Genomic DNA, 15,193 nt, shown 5'->3' on the forward strand with positions numbered 1-15,193 from the left:
CGAACCTCGCGGCGGCCGATACCATCCTCTACATGGACGGCGTGTCGGTCAGCTTCGACGGCTTCAAGGCACTGAACAACCTCAGCCTCTACGTCACCGAGGGCGAGCTGCGCGCCATCATCGGCCCTAACGGTGCCGGCAAGACCACCATGATGGACGTCATCACCGGCAAGACGCGGCCCGACAGCGGCCAGGTGTTCTTCAACGGGACGGTCGACCTCACCAGGTTGGACGAGGCGGCGATCGCGAACCTGGGCATCGGCCGCAAGTTCCAGAAGCCGACGGTGTTCGAGAGCCAGAGCGTCTTTGCCAACCTGGAGCTGGCGCAGAAGGGGCGGCGCGACGTCTTCAGCGGCCTCTTTGCCCGGCTGAGCGGCGAACAGCGCGACCACATCGACCGGGTGCTGGAGCGCATCGCGCTGAGCGACCACCAGCGGCGCCTGGCGGGCGATCTGTCGCATGGCCAGAAGCAGTGGCTGGAGATCGGCATGCTGCTGATGCAGGATCCCGAACTTCTCCTCGTCGACGAGCCGGCCGCCGGCATGACCGACGCCGAAACCGCCAAGACCGCCGAGATGCTGCGCGAGATCGCCCGCGACCACTCGGTTGTGGTGGTCGAGCACGACATGGAGTTCATCAAGGCGCTGAACTGCCACGTCACGGTGCTGCACGAAGGCTCGGTGCTGGCCGAGGGTTCGCTGGAAAGCGTGCAGAACAACCACGACGTCATCGAAGTCTATCTGGGCCGTTAGGGTAGGGGCGCTGATCCATGCTGCAGGTCCAGAACATCGATCTCTACTACGGCGCCAGCCAGGCGCTGCGCGGGGTCAGCCTCGCTGCCGCCAAGGGCGAAGTCACCTGCGTCATGGGCCGCAACGGCGTCGGCAAGACCAGCCTGCTGCGCGCCATCTGCGGCCAGCAGCCGGTCAGGTCGGGCGCCATTGTCTGGGAGGGCGATCCGCTGGACGGCCTGGCGCCGCACCAGCGCGCGCGCCGCGGCGTCGCCTTCGTGCCGCAGGGCCGCGAGATCTTCCCGCTGCTGACGGTGGAAGAGAACCTGCGCACCGGCTATGCCGCCATCCCGCGCGAGCAGCGCCACGTAGAGGCGGAGATCTTCGAGTTGTTCCCGGTGCTGAAGGACATGCTGAAGCGGCGCGGCGGCGACCTGTCCGGCGGCCAGCAGCAGCAGCTCGCCATCGCCCGCGCCCTGGTCATGCGGCCGCGCCTGCTGGTGCTGGACGAGCCGACCGAGGGCATCCAGCCCTCCATCATCAAGGACATCGAGCGGGTCATCCGCCTGCTCGCCGGCCGCGGCGACATGGCCATTGTTCTCGTCGAGCAGTATTTCGACTTCGCGCGAGACCTGGCAGACAGCTATGCTGTCATGGACCGCGGCGAGATCGTCCTCGCGGGCCGCGGCGAGGAGATGGTTGAAGCGGATGTCCGTCGCTACATCGCTGTCTGAAGCCGGCATCCCGAAGGCTGGAGCCAAGGTTGTCGCGCTGCGCCGCACGGCGGTGGCCGGGGAGGCGGTGCTGGAAGTACGCGCCTCCGGCGGCGTCACGCGGCTGGCGGACCTGTACCAGCGCGATCCCCTGAGTCTCCGCCTGCCGCGGCCGGGGCGCGGCGACATCTTCGAAGCGAGCCTCATCACCACCTCCGGCGGCATCGTCGGCGGCGACAAGCTGGACGTCGCGGTGCTGGCCGGCGAGGGCGCGCGGCTGCGCGTCTACCCGCAGGCGGCGGAGAAGGTCTACCGCTCGCTGGGCACTGACAGCCGCATCGCCGTCAACCTGAAGGCGGCTGCCGGTGCCTGGCTGGAGTGGCTGCCGCAGGAGACCATCCTGTTTGACGGCGCGCGGCTGCGCCGCGACACGCTGGTGACTCTGGTGCCCGGCGCCAGGGTGCTGGCCGGGGAATTCCTGGTCTTCGGGCGCCGTGCCTCGGGAGAGACCCTCAGCCATGGGCTCATCCACGACGGCTGGCGCGTGCACCGCGACGGCCGGCTGATCTGGGCCGACGCGCTGCATGCCGAGGGCGACCTCGCCGCGCCGCTCAATTCCATCGCCTGCCTGGGCGGCGTCACCGCCTACGCCAGCCTCCTCTATGCCGCCGACGATGCGCCGGCGAAACTGACCGCGCTGCGTGCCCTGTTGCCCGCCGAGGGACCGCAGGCGCGCGCGGCGCTGACCGCCGTGAACGGCCTCGTCATCGGGCGCTTCCTGGGCGAGGCGCGGGCGGTGCGCGACAGCTACAGCGCCTTCTGGGCGGCGGCGCGGGCGGAACTGGCCGGGCTGCCGCCGACGCTGCCCCGGCTGTGGCATGTCTGATGAGAAAGATGCAGGAAAGTAAGGGAGATACGGTGTGAACCTGACGCCCCGTGAGAAAGACAAGCTACTGGTCGCCATGGCGGCGATGGTGGCGCGCAACCGCCTGGCGCGTGGCTGCAAGCTGAACTACCCGGAGGCCATCGCGCTGATATCCGATTACGTCGTGGAGGGCGCACGCGACGGCCGTTCGGTGGCCGAGCTCATGCGCGCCGGCGGCACGGTGCTCACCCGCGACCAGGTGATGGAGGGCATTGCCGAGATGATCCACGAGATCCAGGTCGAGGCGACCTTCCCCGACGGCACCAAGCTGGTGACCGTCCATCAGCCCATCCGCTAAGGGAGTGCGACAATGATTCCCGGAGAGATCATGGTCGCCGACGGCGACATCGAGCTGAACGCGGGGCGCGAGGCTTTCGCCCTGGTGGTGGAGAACAGCGGCGACCGCCCGGTGCAGGTCGGCTCGCACTATCATTTCTACGAGACCAACGCGGCGCTGCGCTTCGACCGCGAGAAGGCGCGCGGCTGCCGCCTTGACATTCCCGCCGGCACCGCGGTGCGCTTCGAGCCGGGGCAGAGCCGCGAGGTGAAGCTGATCCCCTACGCCGGCGCGCGCGAGGTCTGGGGCTTCAACGCCAGGATCAACGGCAAGCTGGGGGCGTGAGGCGATGGCGATGAAACTGGACCGCGCCGCCTATGCGGCCATGTACGGCCCCACCGTCGGCGACCGGGTGCGCCTCGCCGACACCGACCTCGTCATCGAGGTGGAGCAGGACTACACCACCTACGGCGAGGAGGTGAAGTTCGGCGGCGGCAAGGTGATCCGCGACGGCATGGGCCAGTCCCAGGCCGGGCGCGGCGAGGGCGCCGTCGACACGGTGATCACCAACGCCCTCATCGTCGACCACTGGGGCATCGTGAAGGCCGACGTCGCCCTGAAGGACGGCAGGATCGCGGCCATCGGCAAGGCGGGCAATCCCGACGTGCAGCCGAACGTCGACATCGTAATCGGCCCCGGCACGGAGATCATCGCAGGCGAGGGGCGCATCCTGACAGCCGGCGGCATCGACGCGCATATCCACTGGATCTGTCCGCAGCAGATGGAGGATGCGCTTTATTCGGGCGTCACCACCATGCTGGGTGGCGGCACCGGCCCGGCGGAAGGCACCAGCGCGACCACGGCGACGCCGGGTCCCTGGCACATAGCCCGCATGCTGGAGGCCGCCGAGGGCTTCCCGATGAACCTCGGCTTCTTCGGCAAGGGCAACGCCTCCAAGCCGGAGGCGCTGCTGGAGATGGTGCACGCGGGAGCCTGCGCCCTGAAGCTGCACGAGGACTGGGGCACCACGCCCTCGGCCATCGATGTCTGCCTGGCGGTCGCCGAAGAGACCGACATCGGCGTCGCCATCCACACCGACACGCTGAACGAGTCCGGCTTCGTCGAGAACACCATCGCCGCTTTCAAGGGCCGCACCATCCACGCCTTCCACACCGAAGGTGCCGGCGGCGGCCACGCGCCGGATATCATCAAGGTCTGCGGCGAATTGAACGTGCTGCCGTCCTCGACCAATCCGACGCGGCCCTTCACGGTGAACACCGTGGACGAGCATCTCGACATGCTGATGGTCTGCCATCACCTGGACCCGCGCATCCCCGAGGACCTCGCCTTCGCCGAGAGCCGCATCCGCCGCGAGACCATCGCCGCCGAGGACATCCTGCATGACCTCGGCGCCTTCTCGATGATCGCCTCCGACAGCCAGGCCATGGGCCGGGTCGGCGAGGTGCTGATCCGCACCTGGCAGACCGCCGACAAGATGAAGAAGCAGCGCGGGCGGCTGCGCGAAGAGACGGGTGACAACGACAACTTCCGGGTCCGCCGCTACATCGCCAAGTACACCATCAACCCGGCGATCACCCACGGCATCGCCCACGCCGTGGGCTCCATCGAAGTCGGCAAGCTGGCCGATCTGGTGCTGTGGAAGCCGATGTTCTTCGGCGTGAAGCCGGACATCGTGCTGAAGTGCGGCACCATTGCCGCGGCCGCCATGGGTGACCCCAACGCCTCGATCCCGACGCCGCAGCCGGTGCACTACCGCCCGATGTTCGGCGGCTTCGGCAAGGCGATGACGTCCAGCGCCGTCACCTTCGTCTCCAAGGCCGCGGCGGAGGCCGACGTCGGCCGCCAGCTGGGCCTCAACCGCCAGGTGATGGCGGTCTCCGGCATCCGCAAAGTGACCAAGAAGGACATGGTGCTGAACGCCTACACGCCCAAGATCGAAGTCGACCCGGAGACCTACGAAGTGCGCGCCGACGGCCAGCTCTTGACCTGCGAACCGGCGGACGTGCTGCCGATGGCGCAGCGGTATTTTCTGTTCTGAGGAGCAGGCATGATGTCCAGGACGCAAGGCCTTGCTTCAACCCGGCTGGGGCCCCGGCATCAAGCCCCGGGACGACAGGGGGAGCTATGCTGCGCGCGACCGAAGTAAAGCCGGCCGGCAGTTGGGAAGCCGCAGCACCGCGTGACTGCGTGGTGCTGGACTTCGACGCCCGCCACCGCCGCCGCATCGTCATGCACGGCGAGGCGGGCCTCGACTTCCTGCTCGACCTGCCGGAGGCGGTGGCGCTGGCCGATGGCGACGCGCTGGCGCTGGAGGACGGCGGCGTCGTCGCGGTGAAGGCTGCGCCGGAGCGGCTCATCGAGGTGCGCGCGGGCGCGGGCCTGCCGCTGGTGCGCATCGCCTGGCACCTCGGCAACAGGCACCTGCCGACCGAGATCCTGGAGGATGCCCTGAGGATCCGCGAGGACCACGTGATCCTCGACATGCTGCAGAAGATGGGCGCGCGTAGCGAGCTCATCGAAGCGCCCTTTAACCCCGAAGGCGGCGCCTACGGCCACGGCAGGACGCAAGGTCATGAGCACGAACACGGCCATGGCCACCATGGGCACCACCACCATGACTGAGGGGCTCGTGGACAAGAGCTTGGGGGAAGCCGGGCTCTATCGCCTGATGACCTGGCTGTCGCCGGGCTATCCGGTCGGTGCCTTCAGCTATTCGCACGGCCTGGAGTACGCGGTGGAGGACGGCACGGTGACCGATGCCGCCGCGCTGCGGGTTTGGCTGGCCGATCTGCTGCGCTACGGTTCCGGCCGCAATGACGCGATCTTGTTCCGTCATGCCCACGATGCGGCAGGCGAGGCGGCCCTCCGTCCGGCGGCGTTGGCGGCAATCGCTGAACTGGCGGCTGCCTTCGCCGCGTCGTCGGAGCGGCACCTGGAAACCACGGCGCAGGGCCGCGCCTTTGCCGAGGCGACAATGGATGCCTGGCCCTGCGACGCGCTGGACCGTCTGCTGACAGCCTGGGACGGGCTGCTGGCCTATCCGGTGGTGGTGGCGGTGGCCGCCGCCGGCCACGGCCTCGCGCTGGCGCCCAGCCTCAACGCCTATCTGCACGGCTTCGCCGGCAATCTGGTCTCGGCGGGCGTCAGGCTCATTCCGCTTGGCCAGCGTGCCGGCCAGCAGGTGGTGGCGGCACTGGAGCCGGCGGTGGTCGAGACAGCCGCGGCGGCACTCGTCACGCCGTTGGAAGATCTCGGCGGCTCGGCGCTGCTGGCCGATCTCGCCGCCATGAAACACGAAACCCAGTACACGAGGCTGTTCCGCTCATGACTACTTCTGGACCGTCCACCTCAGGCCCCCTGCGCGTGGGCATCGGCGGGCCCGTCGGCTCCGGCAAGACGGCCCTCATGGACGCGCTCTGCAAGACGCTGGCGCCGCGCTACGATATCGCCGCGATCACCAATGACATCTACACCCGCGAGGATGCCGAGTTCCTGACCCGCTCGGGCGCCCTGCCGCCGGAGCGCATCATGGGCGTGGAGACCGGCGGCTGCCCGCATACGGCGATCCGCGAGGATGCGTCCATCAACCTTGCCGCCGTCGCCGAGATGCGTGAGCGTTTTCCGAAGCTGGACCTCGTGCTGATCGAAAGCGGCGGCGACAACCTCGCCGCAACCTTCAGCCCGGAGCTGGCCGACATCACCATCTACGTGATCGACGTTTCCGCCGGCGACAAGATCCCGCGCAAGGGCGGCCCCGGCATCACCCGCTCCGATCTGCTGGTCATCAACAAGACCGACCTCGCGCCCCTGGTGGGGGCAAGCCTGGAGGTGATGGACCGTGACGCGAAGAAGATGCGCGGCGAACGCCCCTTCGTCTTCGCGCAGGTGAAGGCGGGCAAGGGGGTGCCGGAGATCGCCGCCTTCATCGAGAAGACCGGCGGGTTGAGGCCGGCGGCAACGTCGGCGGCTTGAGCCTGGTGCCCATCCTTCGAGACGGCTGCTGCGCAGCCTCCTCAGGATGAATGCAGAGTGAGAAGGGCCTCACCCTGAGGAGGGCCGACAGGCCCGTCTCGAAGGGTGAGTCCCGTTTTCCGCGAATTAGAACGCCAGATCCGCCGCCACGGCCTCGATGCCGGCGCGGGCGCATTCGTCATCCATGTCGCCGCCGGGCGCGCCGGAGATGCCGACGGCACCGACCAGGCTGCCGTGCGCCTCGACCGGCACGCCGCCGCCCAGCATCAGCGCCTCGGTGATGAAGTTGGCGCCGTAGGCCTCGCTGCCCGGCGCGGTGGTGCCGCTGAGGGTCAGGGTATCGGTGCGGAAGCTGACGGCGGTCCAGGCCTTGCGGCGCGCGGTTTCCGGCGTGTGCGGCCCAGCGAAGCGGTCGCGCAGCATCATCTGCAGAACCCCGAAGCGGTCGACCACGGCGACGGCGACCTGCGCGCCCTTGCCGCGGCAATCCTCCATGGCGGCCTGCGCCAGCTTGACGGCGATCTCCGGCTTCATGACCTGGAAAGTTACCAGCGCCTCTTCCTGGGCGCTGGCGGTGCCACCACCGGTGGCGAGAAGGCCCAGGCTCAGGGCAGGGGCCAGGGCCAGCTGTCGGATGTTCTTCACGCGCGTTCTCCCTCTCGTATTTTCATTGCTGCGGCAGCGTCGCGCCGCCGTCCTTGGTTCCGCTGATCCCTTCCCGCGGCGCTGCCGCGAGGCCCCATGAACGTGTTACTCGGCCGACTTGTGATGGTGCAGGCGCAACACGCTCCACACCGAGCCCTCCAGCAGGTAGGCGAGGCCGAGCCGCGCGCCGAAGGCGATGGAGACCGCGACCACCGGCGCCGAGACCGCCAGCACCGAGGCGGCGCTGACGCCCTGGCCGATGGTGCAGCCCATGGCGAAGACGCCGCCGGTGCCCATCAGGAAAGCGCCGACAATGTGGCGGCCCAGCTCGCGCGCGTCGTCGCAGGCCTCCCAGCGCACGTCCTTCTTGCGCCAGGCGACCAGTGCGGCGCCGACGGCGACGCCGATGACCAGGCCGACGCCGTAGTCGGGCAGCACGCCGGTATAGGTGATCGCCTGCATCAGCGTGTCGCCGACGGGCACGACAAAGGAGCCGGCTTCCAGCTGCACCGGCTCGAAGGCATGGCGCGCACCCCAGAAGGTGACGATCCAGCCGACGGTGATGCCGAGGCCGATGACACAGGCGGTGGCGATATGGCCGACCTTGCGGCGGTAGGACGCAGAGGCGAAGACCCACAGCAGCAGCAGGCCGGCCACCAGCACGGCGACCGGCAGGCGCGCGTCGGCGCCGACCGCGGCGGAGACCAGGCTGCCGAGCGACTGGTCGCCGGCGAAGCCGAGGTCGAGGGCGAGGTTGTCGACGACCTCGACGCGGAGCTGCGCGATGACGCCGCGCTGGGCGGCCAGCGCCGAAAGGCCGAGTACGATGAGCACGATGAGAGAGCGCAGGCTGCCACCGCCCAGGCGCACCAGCGCGCCGAAGCCGCAGGTGCCGACCAATGCCATGCCGAAGCCGAAAGCGATGCCGCCGAGGATGGCGCCGGTCCAGCCGAAGTTGGGGCTGAGGTAGAAGGAGCGCTGCAGGTCGATCGCGCCGGTCAGCAACAGCGCCTGGGTGGCGATGATCGCCACCGTGGCGGCCAGCACCCAGCTGCGCAGGCCGCTGCTGTCGTTGGCGTACCAGTGGCGCTCCAGTGCGGCCAGCGTGCAGAAGCGGTCGGCCCGCGCCGCTGCGCCGATGGCAATGCCGGTCAATCCACCGGCGAGGGGCATCAGCCAGCCGATGTCTTCCATCGACTCCTCCCTTCGATCACGGGTCGCGAGGGTCGCGCCCGACTGCTTATGGGCCGCTTATGGTTTGCGGCTTGCCTCCAGTGCCGGCTTGCAGAAGAATTCGTAGAGCATCTCCACGAGCTGCTTCACTTCGTCGTTGGCGATCGAGTAGTAGACCATGCGGCCGTCGCGCCGCGTGGCGACCAGACGGTCGAAGCGCAGGCGCGCGAGCTGCTGGGACACCGCCGCCTGCGGCATGTTCATGATCTCCTCGAGTTCCGAAACCGATTTCTCGCCCTTGACCAGGATGCAGAGGATCAGCAGGCGGCTTTCGTGCGAAAGCGCCTTCATCAGGTCGCCGGCCTTGCGGGCCTGCTCCATGAGGATGTCGATATCCTTTGCCTCTGGAGCCCGACGCGAGGGAGTGAGATCGACCATCTGCGGATCCGTCGTCCTGTCTTCGTCTTGTTCTCTGCCAGTGATTTCTCTGGCCGTGATCCGGCGCCGACTATACACGACGCACTGAAATCGGACTATCCGTTCGGTCTAGCCGTCCTGGGGCGCCAGCTTGGTCAACATCTCGGCCAGCAGCGGCCAGAAGAAATCCTCGCCGGGATAGCCGCGCAGCCGCGCGATCTCTCTACCGTTCTCCACGACGATGAAGGTCGGCGTATAGCGATCCGTGGCGACGTCCGCCAGGTCGGCCGGCCAGGGCTGAGTCACGTCGACGCGGCGCAGCGGCGCCTGCCGGCCCTCGGCGGTCTTGGCGTATTCCGGTGCGACCTCCTGGTTCCAGCGCAGGCACCAGGCGCAGCCGGGGCGCTCCAGCATGATCAACTCGGCCGCCATCGCTCGCGGCGCGGCAAGGCTCGCCGCCGCAAGGCCCAGCGCCAGGCTGAGAAAGAGGAACTGCAATGGCTTCGTCAAACCCATGGTGGCCTCGACATGAATCCCGGGTGATAAATCCCGATTGAATCGTAGTAATATATATGAATTAATGCATGTATTGCAAACCCGGCGATCAGACCGGTGAGAAGGGGAGTTCAGGTCCTAAAATGCCCGCCGTCCGGCCGTCCGCCCGAAAGCACAGCTGACATGTTCGACGTCTCCATCGGCGGCGCCTTCCTGGCGGGGCTGCTGTCCTTCGTCTCTCCTTGCGTGCTGCCCATCGTGCCGCCCTACATGGCCTATCTGGCTGGCCTCAGCTTCGACGAACTGCAGAACGAGGACCGCGGCGCCGAGTCGACGCGCCAGCTGATTCTCGCCGCCGTCGGATTCGTGCTGGGCTTCACCACGGTCTTCGTCGCGCTGGGCGCCACCGCCAGCGTCATCGGCCAGTCGATCGCCCGCTACTTCGATATCCTGTCGATCATCGCCGGTGCGCTGATCATCGTCATGGGTCTGCATTTCCTCGGCGTCTTCCGCATCGCGCTGTTCTACCGCGAGGCCCGGGTGCAGGTGAACCGCCGCCCGGCGGGCCTCGCCGGCGCCTACGTCATGGGCCTGGCCTTCGCCTTCGGCTGGACGCCCTGCGTCGGCCCGGTGCTGGCGGCCATCCTCTTCGTCGCCGGCGCCGAGGGGACCGCCGGGCGCGGCGCCCTGCTGCTTGCGGTATATTCTCTCGGCATCGGGCTGCCCTTCCTGCTGGCCGCCGTCTTCGCGACCCGCTTCCTCGACTGGGCGCGGCGTTTCAAGCGCCACATGCACAAGGTGGAGATGGCAATGGGCGGCATCCTGGTGCTGACGGGCATCCTGTTCATGACCGGCCAGATGGCGGAGATCGCCTACTGGCTGCTGGATACCTTCCCAGTCTTTCAAACGATCGGATAAGGAGACGACCCCATGCTGAAACGTCTGCTTCTGGTTCTCGCTTTTTGCCTTCCTGTCGCGGCTGGGCCGGCCGCTTCGGCCTGGTCCGCCACCCTGGGCGACGACGGCCTGCACAAGGAGGACTGGTTCTCCATCACCTTCCGCGACATGAAGGAAGACATCGCCGCGGCCGAGGAGGAGGGTAAGCGCCTCGCCATCATCATCGAGCAGCGTGGCTGCATCTACTGCAAGAAGGTGCATGAGGAGATCCTCAGCGACCCGGAGGTGCGCGACTACATCAAGGCCAACTACAAGATGGTGCAGTACAACCTCTACGGCGACGAAGAAGTGGTCGACCTGGACGGCGAGGTGCTGACCGAGAAGACGGCGGCGCGCAAGTGGGGCATCGCCTTCACGCCGACCATCCTGTTCCTGCCCCAGCAGGCGGACGGCGCGCTGGACGCCCGCCAGGCGGCGGTGGCCGCCATGCCGGGCGCCTTTCAGAAAGGCACCTTCCTCGATATGTTCACCTGGGTGAGGGAGAAGCTCTACGACACGGATGAGGATTTCCAACGCTATCACGCGCGGCGGATTCGCGAACGCCAGGCCGCCGGCGTGCCGAACACTGACTAGAGCGAGGGAGGAAAGTCTCGCAAGAGGCTGGAATGCCTGGTGTTTCGTCGCTGGTCCGTTAATACATTCAAGAATTGCAATTTATGCATTGAATGAAGTGCGGCCAGCCGCTAAAGTGCCATAAAACAACCGCTGCCATCAGGCAGGGGGGAGAGGAGAGGAAAACGCCCATGATTGCAGCACGACTAACGCTTGCCGCGGCCGCGCTCTGTGCGGGGATCACCGCCGCCGGGGTCACAACAGCGGGGGCCAAGGACGTTCCGCCCGGCGACGTGAAGATCGCGGACGGGAAGCTGGCGCAGCCGGTTTCCGACGCGGCTGCCAATGCGGCCGAGGGCCGCAAGGTCTTCGCCGACCGCAAGCTGGGCAATTGCCTGGCGTGCCACGCCAATTCCGATTTGAGCGATCAGCTGTTCCACGGCGAGGTCGGCCCGCCGCTGGACGGCGTTGCCGAGCGCTGGTCGCCCGAGGAGCTGCGCGCCATCGTCGTCAACTCCAAGGCCGTATTCGGTGAACAGACGGTGATGCCCGGCTTCTACTCGCTGGATGTCGGCAAGGATGTCGCCGAGGATTTTCAGGGCAAGACGATCCTGACCGCCGAGCAGGTCGAGTCGATCGTCGCCTATCTCGCCACGCTTAAGTGACGCATTTAAGCTCAACTGGAGAACATGAGATGCAAGTGACACGACGCCAGGCGCTGGGGCTCTCTGCCGGAGCCATGGCCTTTGTGGCGCTCGGCCCCGGCCTGAAGGCCGCGCGCGCCGACGAGGCAGCCACCGAGAAGATGCTGATGGAGTTCACCGGCGGCAAGGCCCCGGCCAGCGGGAAGATCACTCTGACCGCCCCGGAGATTGCCGAGAACGGCAACACCGTTCCGATCACGGTCTCCGTCGAAAGCGAAATGACCGATGCCTCCTACGTGGAATCGGTCACCCTGCTGGCCGACGGCAACCCGAACCCGGCCGTCGCGACGTTCAATTTCACGCCAATGAGCGGCGAGGCCACCGCGACCACGCGCATGCGCCTGGCCAGGACTCAGAACGTGGTGGCGGTCGCGAAGATGAGCGACGGCTCCGTGTTCATGGACAAGAAGCAGGTCAAGGTCACGATCGGCGGCTGCGGCGGCTGATCCAGCGCGCGCCCCTGACAGACCAACGACCGAATCAACGAGGAATACGAAAATGGCAGCGCCAAAGCCCCGTGTGAAAGTGCCCAAGTCGGCTGCCGCCGGCGAGGTGATTACCATCAAGACGCTGATCAGCCACACCATGGAGTCCGGCCAGCGCAAGGACAGCAGCGGCAACGTCATCCCGCGGCAGATCATCAACAAGTTCACCTGCGAGTTCAACGGCAAGCCCGTGTTCTCCTGCGACATCGAACCGGCGATCTCGGCCAACCCCTACTTCGAGTTCACCGCCAAGGTGATGGAAAGCGGGACCTTCACGTTCGCCTGGGCGGACGACAATGGCGAGACCTACACCCACGAGCAGGCCATCGAGGTCAAATAAGGCGGAAGCGAAGCCGCCAGGCGGCCCGCCCCGGCGAACCGGGGCAGGGCACAAAACGGGAGGGAACGTGTTGAGCAAAAGACTGATGATGGTGGCTGCCGCCGCCGTGACCGCCACCGGGATGGCTGTCTCGGCGGTCTGGGCCGAGCCGGTGGATGACGAGCTCGTCATCGACGGCGAAAAGAAGATGATCACGCGCACCAAGGCGCCGGAGGGGCATCCCTTCGACGAGGTGCTGTCGGGCTGGCTGTACCGCACGCCCGAGACACGAGCGCTGGAAGCCGACAGCTTCGCGAACCCCGCGATGCTGTACGTCGACCGCGGCCAGGAGATCTGGAACACCGTGGAAGGCGAGGCCGGCAAGTCCTGCGCTTCCTGCCATGGCGACGCGGCGGAGACCATGGCGGGCGTCGGCGCGACCTATCCTAAATGGGATGCCGACGCGAAGCGGCCGATCAACATCGAGCTGCAGATCGACAAGTGCCGCGTGAACAACATGAAGGCCGAGCCCTACAAGTTCGACGCGGCCGACCAGAAGGCGCTGACGACCTACGTCAAGCACCAGTCCCTGGGGCAGCCGATGCAGGTCGACCTCAGCCAGGGCGATCTGCAGAGCTGGTGGGAGCAGGGTAAAGAGATCTACTACACCCGCTACGGACAGCTGAACCTGGCCTGTGCCAGCTGCCACGAGGAAAGCAACGGCAAGTACATTCGCGCCGATCACCTCAGCCAGGGCAACGTAAACGGCTTTCCGACCTATCGCCTGAAGCAGGCCAACATGGTCTCGCTGCACAACCGTTTCCGCGGTTGCATCCGCGATACCCGGGCCTCGTTCCCGGCGGCTTTCTCGGACGAACTGATGGCGCTTGAAGTCTATGTGACCTGGCGCGGCACCGGCCTGTCGATCGAGACACCGGCCGTCAGGCAGTAGTTGGTAACGGGCCGGCGGCGCAGGGCCGCCGCCGGTTCCGTAAATTCTCTTTTTGGCATCAGAAGGTCCTGTCCGCCGGCGTGACTGCGCGGACAGGAGGAGAGGATTATTATGTTCTCGAGACGTGACTTCCTGACCGCTTCGGTGGCCCTGGCGACGATCTTCGGGCCGGGAATGCAGGGTCGCTGGAGCCAGGTCGCCGCGCAGCAGGCGCTGAGCGAAGAGGACCTTCTGGCCGCCGAGGACTTCGGCAACGTCACGCTGCTGCACGTGACCGACATCCACGCCCAGGTGAAGCCGCTCTACTTCCGCGAACCGTCGATCAACCTCGGGGTCGGCGAGGTCCAGGGCCTGCCGCCCCATGTGACCGGCGCCGACTTCCTCAAGATGTTCAATCTGAAGCCGGGCAGCCCTGATGCCTATGCGCTGACCTCGGTGGACTTCGCCTCGCTGGCCAAGGCTTACGGAAAGATGGGCGGCCTCGACCGCGTCGCCACCATCGTGAAGCGGGTGCGCGCCGAGCGCGGCGAGGACAAGACCCTGTTCCTCGACGGCGGCGACACCTGGCAAGGCAGCTATACCGCCAACGAGACCGCCGGCCAGGACATGGTCGACATCATGCACGCGCTGGGCTGCGACGCCATGACGGCGCATTGGGAGTTCACCTACGGCACCGACCGGGTGAAGGAGATCGTCGACTCCCTGCAGTTTCCGCTGCTCGCCGGCAACATCTTCGACGACGAGTGGATGGAACCCGCTTTCAAGGCCTACGAGATCTTCGAGCGCGGCGGCGTGAAGATCGCCATCCTCGGCCAGGCCTTCCCCTACACCCCGATCGCCAACCCGCGCTGGATGATCCCGAACTGGAGCTTCGGCATCCGCGAGGAGGAGGTGGTGAAGAACGTCGCCGCCGCGCGGGCCGAGGGTGCCGAGATCGTCGTGCTGCTGTCGCACAACGGCTTCGACGTCGACCGCAAGCTGGCCGGCCGCGTCGAAGGCATCGACGTGATCCTCACAGGCCACACCCACGACGCCCTGCCGGAGCCCGTCTTGGTGGGCAAGACGATGCTGATCGCCTCGGGCTCTAACGGCAAGTTCGTCTCGCGCCTCGACCTCGACGTCGCCGGCGGCGCGGTCAGGGGCTGGAAGTACCGCCTGATCCCGGTGTTCTCCGACGTCATCACGCCGGACCCCGAGGTCGCCGGCCTGATCGACCGGCTGCGCGCGCCCTACGAAGACGAACTGAAGCGCGAACTCGGCCGCACCGACTCGCTGCTGTACCGCCGCGGCAACTTCAACGGCACTTTCGACGACCTGATCTGCCAGGCGCTGATCGCCGAGCGTGACGCCGAGATCGCGCTGTCGCCGGGCTTCCGCTGGGGCACCTCTTTGCTGCCGGGCCAGGCGATCACCGTCGAGGACGTGCACAACGCCTGCTCGATGACCTACCCGGAGGCCTATCGCTCGACTATGAACGGTCAGCTGATCAAGGAGATCCTGGAGGACGTCGCCGACAACTTGTTCAATCCCGATCCCTACTACCAGCAGGGCGGCGACATGGTGCGTGTCGGCGGCATGGGTTACCGGATCGATCCCACCGCCGAAATCGGCTCGCGTATCTCCGAGATGACGCTGCTGGCCACCGGCGAGGCGGTCGATCCCGCCCGCGACTACGTGGTCGCCGGCTGGGCCTCGGTAAACGAAGGTACCGAAGGTCCGCCGATCTGGGACGTCGTCGAGGCGCACCTGCAGAAGCACCCGAACGTTCACGTGGAGGAAAACCAGTCGGTCAAGGTGGCCGGCTGACGTTCAAGGCGCGCTTTCGCGCTTACGATCGAATCAGACACTTCGGAGC

The 15,193-nt window shown here is 67.0% G+C and carries 20 protein-coding genes; 16 read left to right on the top strand and 4 right to left on the bottom strand.

What is annotated here, in order from left to right:
- Positions 1–32: 32 nt before the first annotated feature.
- From urtD to ureG, 9 genes are all read left to right on the top strand, one after another.
- A complete protein-coding gene (gene urtD, locus WDC82_RS21655; RefSeq protein WP_340119704.1) occupies positions 33–752 on the top strand; it encodes an urea ABC transporter ATP-binding protein UrtD in 720 nt (239 codons plus the stop codon).
- 17 nt (positions 753–769) lie between these two features.
- A complete protein-coding gene (gene urtE / locus WDC82_RS21660) occupies positions 770–1,465 on the top strand; it encodes an urea ABC transporter ATP-binding subunit UrtE (protein ID WP_340119496.1) in 696 nt (231 codons plus the stop codon).
- A complete protein-coding gene (locus WDC82_RS21665; RefSeq protein ID WP_340119497.1) occupies positions 1,440–2,330 on the top strand; it encodes an urease accessory protein UreD in 891 nt (296 codons plus the stop codon). The genes urtE and WDC82_RS21665 overlap by 26 nt, the downstream gene beginning before the upstream one ends.
- 34 nt (positions 2,331–2,364) lie before the next feature.
- On the top strand, positions 2,365–2,667 hold the full coding sequence (locus WDC82_RS21670) for an urease subunit gamma (RefSeq protein WP_340119498.1): 303 nt from the start codon (positions 2,365–2,367) through the stop codon (positions 2,665–2,667).
- 12 nt (positions 2,668–2,679) lie between these two features.
- Positions 2,680–2,991, top strand: coding sequence for an urease subunit beta (locus WDC82_RS21675; protein WP_340119499.1), 312 nt, complete (start codon positions 2,680–2,682; stop codon positions 2,989–2,991).
- 4 nt (positions 2,992–2,995) lie between these two features.
- The gene (gene ureC, locus WDC82_RS21680; protein WP_340119500.1) at positions 2,996–4,705 is read left to right on the top strand and encodes an urease subunit alpha; all 1,710 of its coding nucleotides are present in this window, start codon (positions 2,996–2,998) and stop codon (positions 4,703–4,705) included.
- 86 nt (positions 4,706–4,791) lie between these two features.
- Positions 4,792–5,289: an urease accessory protein UreE gene (locus tag WDC82_RS21685; protein WP_340119501.1), complete on the top strand. Its 498-nt coding sequence runs from the start codon at positions 4,792–4,794 to the stop codon at positions 5,287–5,289.
- Positions 5,240–5,995, top strand: coding sequence for an urease accessory UreF family protein (locus WDC82_RS21690; protein WP_340119502.1), 756 nt, complete (start codon positions 5,240–5,242; stop codon positions 5,993–5,995). The genes WDC82_RS21685 and WDC82_RS21690 overlap by 50 nt, the downstream gene beginning before the upstream one ends.
- Positions 5,992–6,639 carry an urease accessory protein UreG gene (ureG, locus tag WDC82_RS21695; RefSeq protein WP_340119503.1) on the top strand — a complete coding sequence of 216 codons (648 nt, stop codon included), beginning with the start codon at positions 5,992–5,994 and terminating at the stop codon, positions 6,637–6,639. The genes WDC82_RS21690 and ureG overlap by 4 nt, the downstream gene beginning before the upstream one ends.
- Positions 6,640–6,765: 126 nt before the next feature.
- On the opposite strand, the gene WDC82_RS21700 is transcribed toward ureG, so the two are convergent.
- From WDC82_RS21700 to WDC82_RS21715, 4 genes are all read right to left on the bottom strand, one after another.
- Positions 6,766–7,284, bottom strand: coding sequence for a heme-binding protein (locus WDC82_RS21700; RefSeq protein WP_340119504.1), 519 nt, complete (start codon positions 7,282–7,284; stop codon positions 6,766–6,768).
- A gap of 105 nt (positions 7,285–7,389) precedes the next feature.
- Positions 7,390–8,478, bottom strand: a complete 1,089-nt coding sequence (locus WDC82_RS21705) for a YeeE/YedE family protein (RefSeq protein WP_340119505.1) — start codon at positions 8,476–8,478, stop codon at positions 7,390–7,392.
- Between the two features lie 57 nt (positions 8,479–8,535).
- On the bottom strand, positions 8,536–8,895 hold the full coding sequence (locus WDC82_RS21710) for a metalloregulator ArsR/SmtB family transcription factor (protein WP_340119506.1): 360 nt from the start codon (positions 8,893–8,895) through the stop codon (positions 8,536–8,538).
- 108 nt (positions 8,896–9,003) lie between these two features.
- Complete coding sequence (locus WDC82_RS21715) at positions 9,004–9,390, bottom strand: transcriptional regulator (protein WP_340119507.1); 387 nt, start codon at positions 9,388–9,390, stop codon at positions 9,004–9,006.
- A 162-nt stretch (positions 9,391–9,552) separates the two neighbouring features.
- On the opposite strand from WDC82_RS21715, the gene WDC82_RS21720 reads away from it, so the two are divergent.
- The 7 genes from WDC82_RS21720 to soxB all read left to right on the top strand — a co-directional run bounded on the left by WDC82_RS21720 (position 9,553) and on the right by soxB (position 15,144).
- Entirely contained in the window at positions 9,553–10,287 is a 735-nt protein-coding gene (locus WDC82_RS21720) for a cytochrome c biogenesis protein CcdA (protein ID WP_340119508.1), read from the top strand.
- Positions 10,288–10,299: 12 nt separating this feature from the next.
- Entirely contained in the window at positions 10,300–10,899 is a 600-nt protein-coding gene (locus tag WDC82_RS21725; protein ID WP_340119509.1) for a thioredoxin family protein, read from the top strand.
- 170 nt (positions 10,900–11,069) lie between these two features.
- A complete protein-coding gene (gene soxX / locus WDC82_RS21730) occupies positions 11,070–11,543 on the top strand; it encodes a sulfur oxidation c-type cytochrome SoxX (RefSeq protein WP_340119510.1) in 474 nt (157 codons plus the stop codon).
- A 29-nt stretch (positions 11,544–11,572) separates the two neighbouring features.
- Positions 11,573–12,028: a thiosulfate oxidation carrier protein SoxY gene (soxY, locus tag WDC82_RS21735; RefSeq protein WP_340119511.1), complete on the top strand. Its 456-nt coding sequence runs from the start codon at positions 11,573–11,575 to the stop codon at positions 12,026–12,028.
- Positions 12,029–12,080: 52 nt separating this feature from the next.
- The gene (gene soxZ / locus WDC82_RS21740) at positions 12,081–12,407 is read left to right on the top strand and encodes a thiosulfate oxidation carrier complex protein SoxZ (protein ID WP_340119512.1); all 327 of its coding nucleotides are present in this window, start codon (positions 12,081–12,083) and stop codon (positions 12,405–12,407) included.
- Between the two features lie 70 nt (positions 12,408–12,477).
- The gene (gene soxA / locus WDC82_RS21745; protein ID WP_340119513.1) at positions 12,478–13,338 is read left to right on the top strand and encodes a sulfur oxidation c-type cytochrome SoxA; all 861 of its coding nucleotides are present in this window, start codon (positions 12,478–12,480) and stop codon (positions 13,336–13,338) included.
- Positions 13,339–13,449: 111 nt separating this feature from the next.
- On the top strand, positions 13,450–15,144 hold the full coding sequence (gene soxB, locus WDC82_RS21750; protein ID WP_340119514.1) for a thiosulfohydrolase SoxB: 1,695 nt from the start codon (positions 13,450–13,452) through the stop codon (positions 15,142–15,144).
- Positions 15,145–15,193: the final 49 nt, after the last annotated feature.

Source organism: Pelagibius sp. 7325 (assembly GCF_037652055.1).
Taxonomy (GTDB): domain Bacteria; phylum Pseudomonadota; class Alphaproteobacteria; order Kiloniellales; family Kiloniellaceae; genus Pelagibius.

Coding starts and splice junctions, on each gene's coding strand:
- urtD (WP_340119704.1), top strand. CDS start 33: ATGGACGGCGTGTCGGTCAGCTTCGACGGCTTCAAGGCACTGAACAAC.
- urtE (WP_340119496.1), top strand. CDS start 770: ATGCTGCAGGTCCAGAACATCGATCTCTACTACGGCGCCAGCCAGGCG.
- WDC82_RS21665 (WP_340119497.1), top strand. CDS start 1,440: ATGTCCGTCGCTACATCGCTGTCTGAAGCCGGCATCCCGAAGGCTGGA.
- WDC82_RS21675 (WP_340119499.1), top strand. CDS start 2,680: ATGATTCCCGGAGAGATCATGGTCGCCGACGGCGACATCGAGCTGAAC.
- ureC (WP_340119500.1), top strand. CDS start 2,996: ATGGCGATGAAACTGGACCGCGCCGCCTATGCGGCCATGTACGGCCCC.
- WDC82_RS21685 (WP_340119501.1), top strand. CDS start 4,792: ATGCTGCGCGCGACCGAAGTAAAGCCGGCCGGCAGTTGGGAAGCCGCA.
- WDC82_RS21690 (WP_340119502.1), top strand. CDS start 5,240: ATGAGCACGAACACGGCCATGGCCACCATGGGCACCACCACCATGACT.
- ureG (WP_340119503.1), top strand. CDS start 5,992: ATGACTACTTCTGGACCGTCCACCTCAGGCCCCCTGCGCGTGGGCATC.
- WDC82_RS21705 (WP_340119505.1), bottom strand. CDS start 8,478: ATGGAAGACATCGGCTGGCTGATGCCCCTCGCCGGTGGATTGACCGGC.
- WDC82_RS21710 (WP_340119506.1), bottom strand. CDS start 8,895: ATGGTCGATCTCACTCCCTCGCGTCGGGCTCCAGAGGCAAAGGATATC.
- WDC82_RS21715 (WP_340119507.1), bottom strand. CDS start 9,390: ATGGGTTTGACGAAGCCATTGCAGTTCCTCTTTCTCAGCCTGGCGCTG.
- WDC82_RS21720 (WP_340119508.1), top strand. CDS start 9,553: ATGTTCGACGTCTCCATCGGCGGCGCCTTCCTGGCGGGGCTGCTGTCC.
- WDC82_RS21725 (WP_340119509.1), top strand. CDS start 10,300: ATGCTGAAACGTCTGCTTCTGGTTCTCGCTTTTTGCCTTCCTGTCGCG.
- soxX (WP_340119510.1), top strand. CDS start 11,070: ATGATTGCAGCACGACTAACGCTTGCCGCGGCCGCGCTCTGTGCGGGG.
- soxY (WP_340119511.1), top strand. CDS start 11,573: ATGCAAGTGACACGACGCCAGGCGCTGGGGCTCTCTGCCGGAGCCATG.
- soxZ (WP_340119512.1), top strand. CDS start 12,081: ATGGCAGCGCCAAAGCCCCGTGTGAAAGTGCCCAAGTCGGCTGCCGCC.
- soxB (WP_340119514.1), top strand. CDS start 13,450: ATGTTCTCGAGACGTGACTTCCTGACCGCTTCGGTGGCCCTGGCGACG.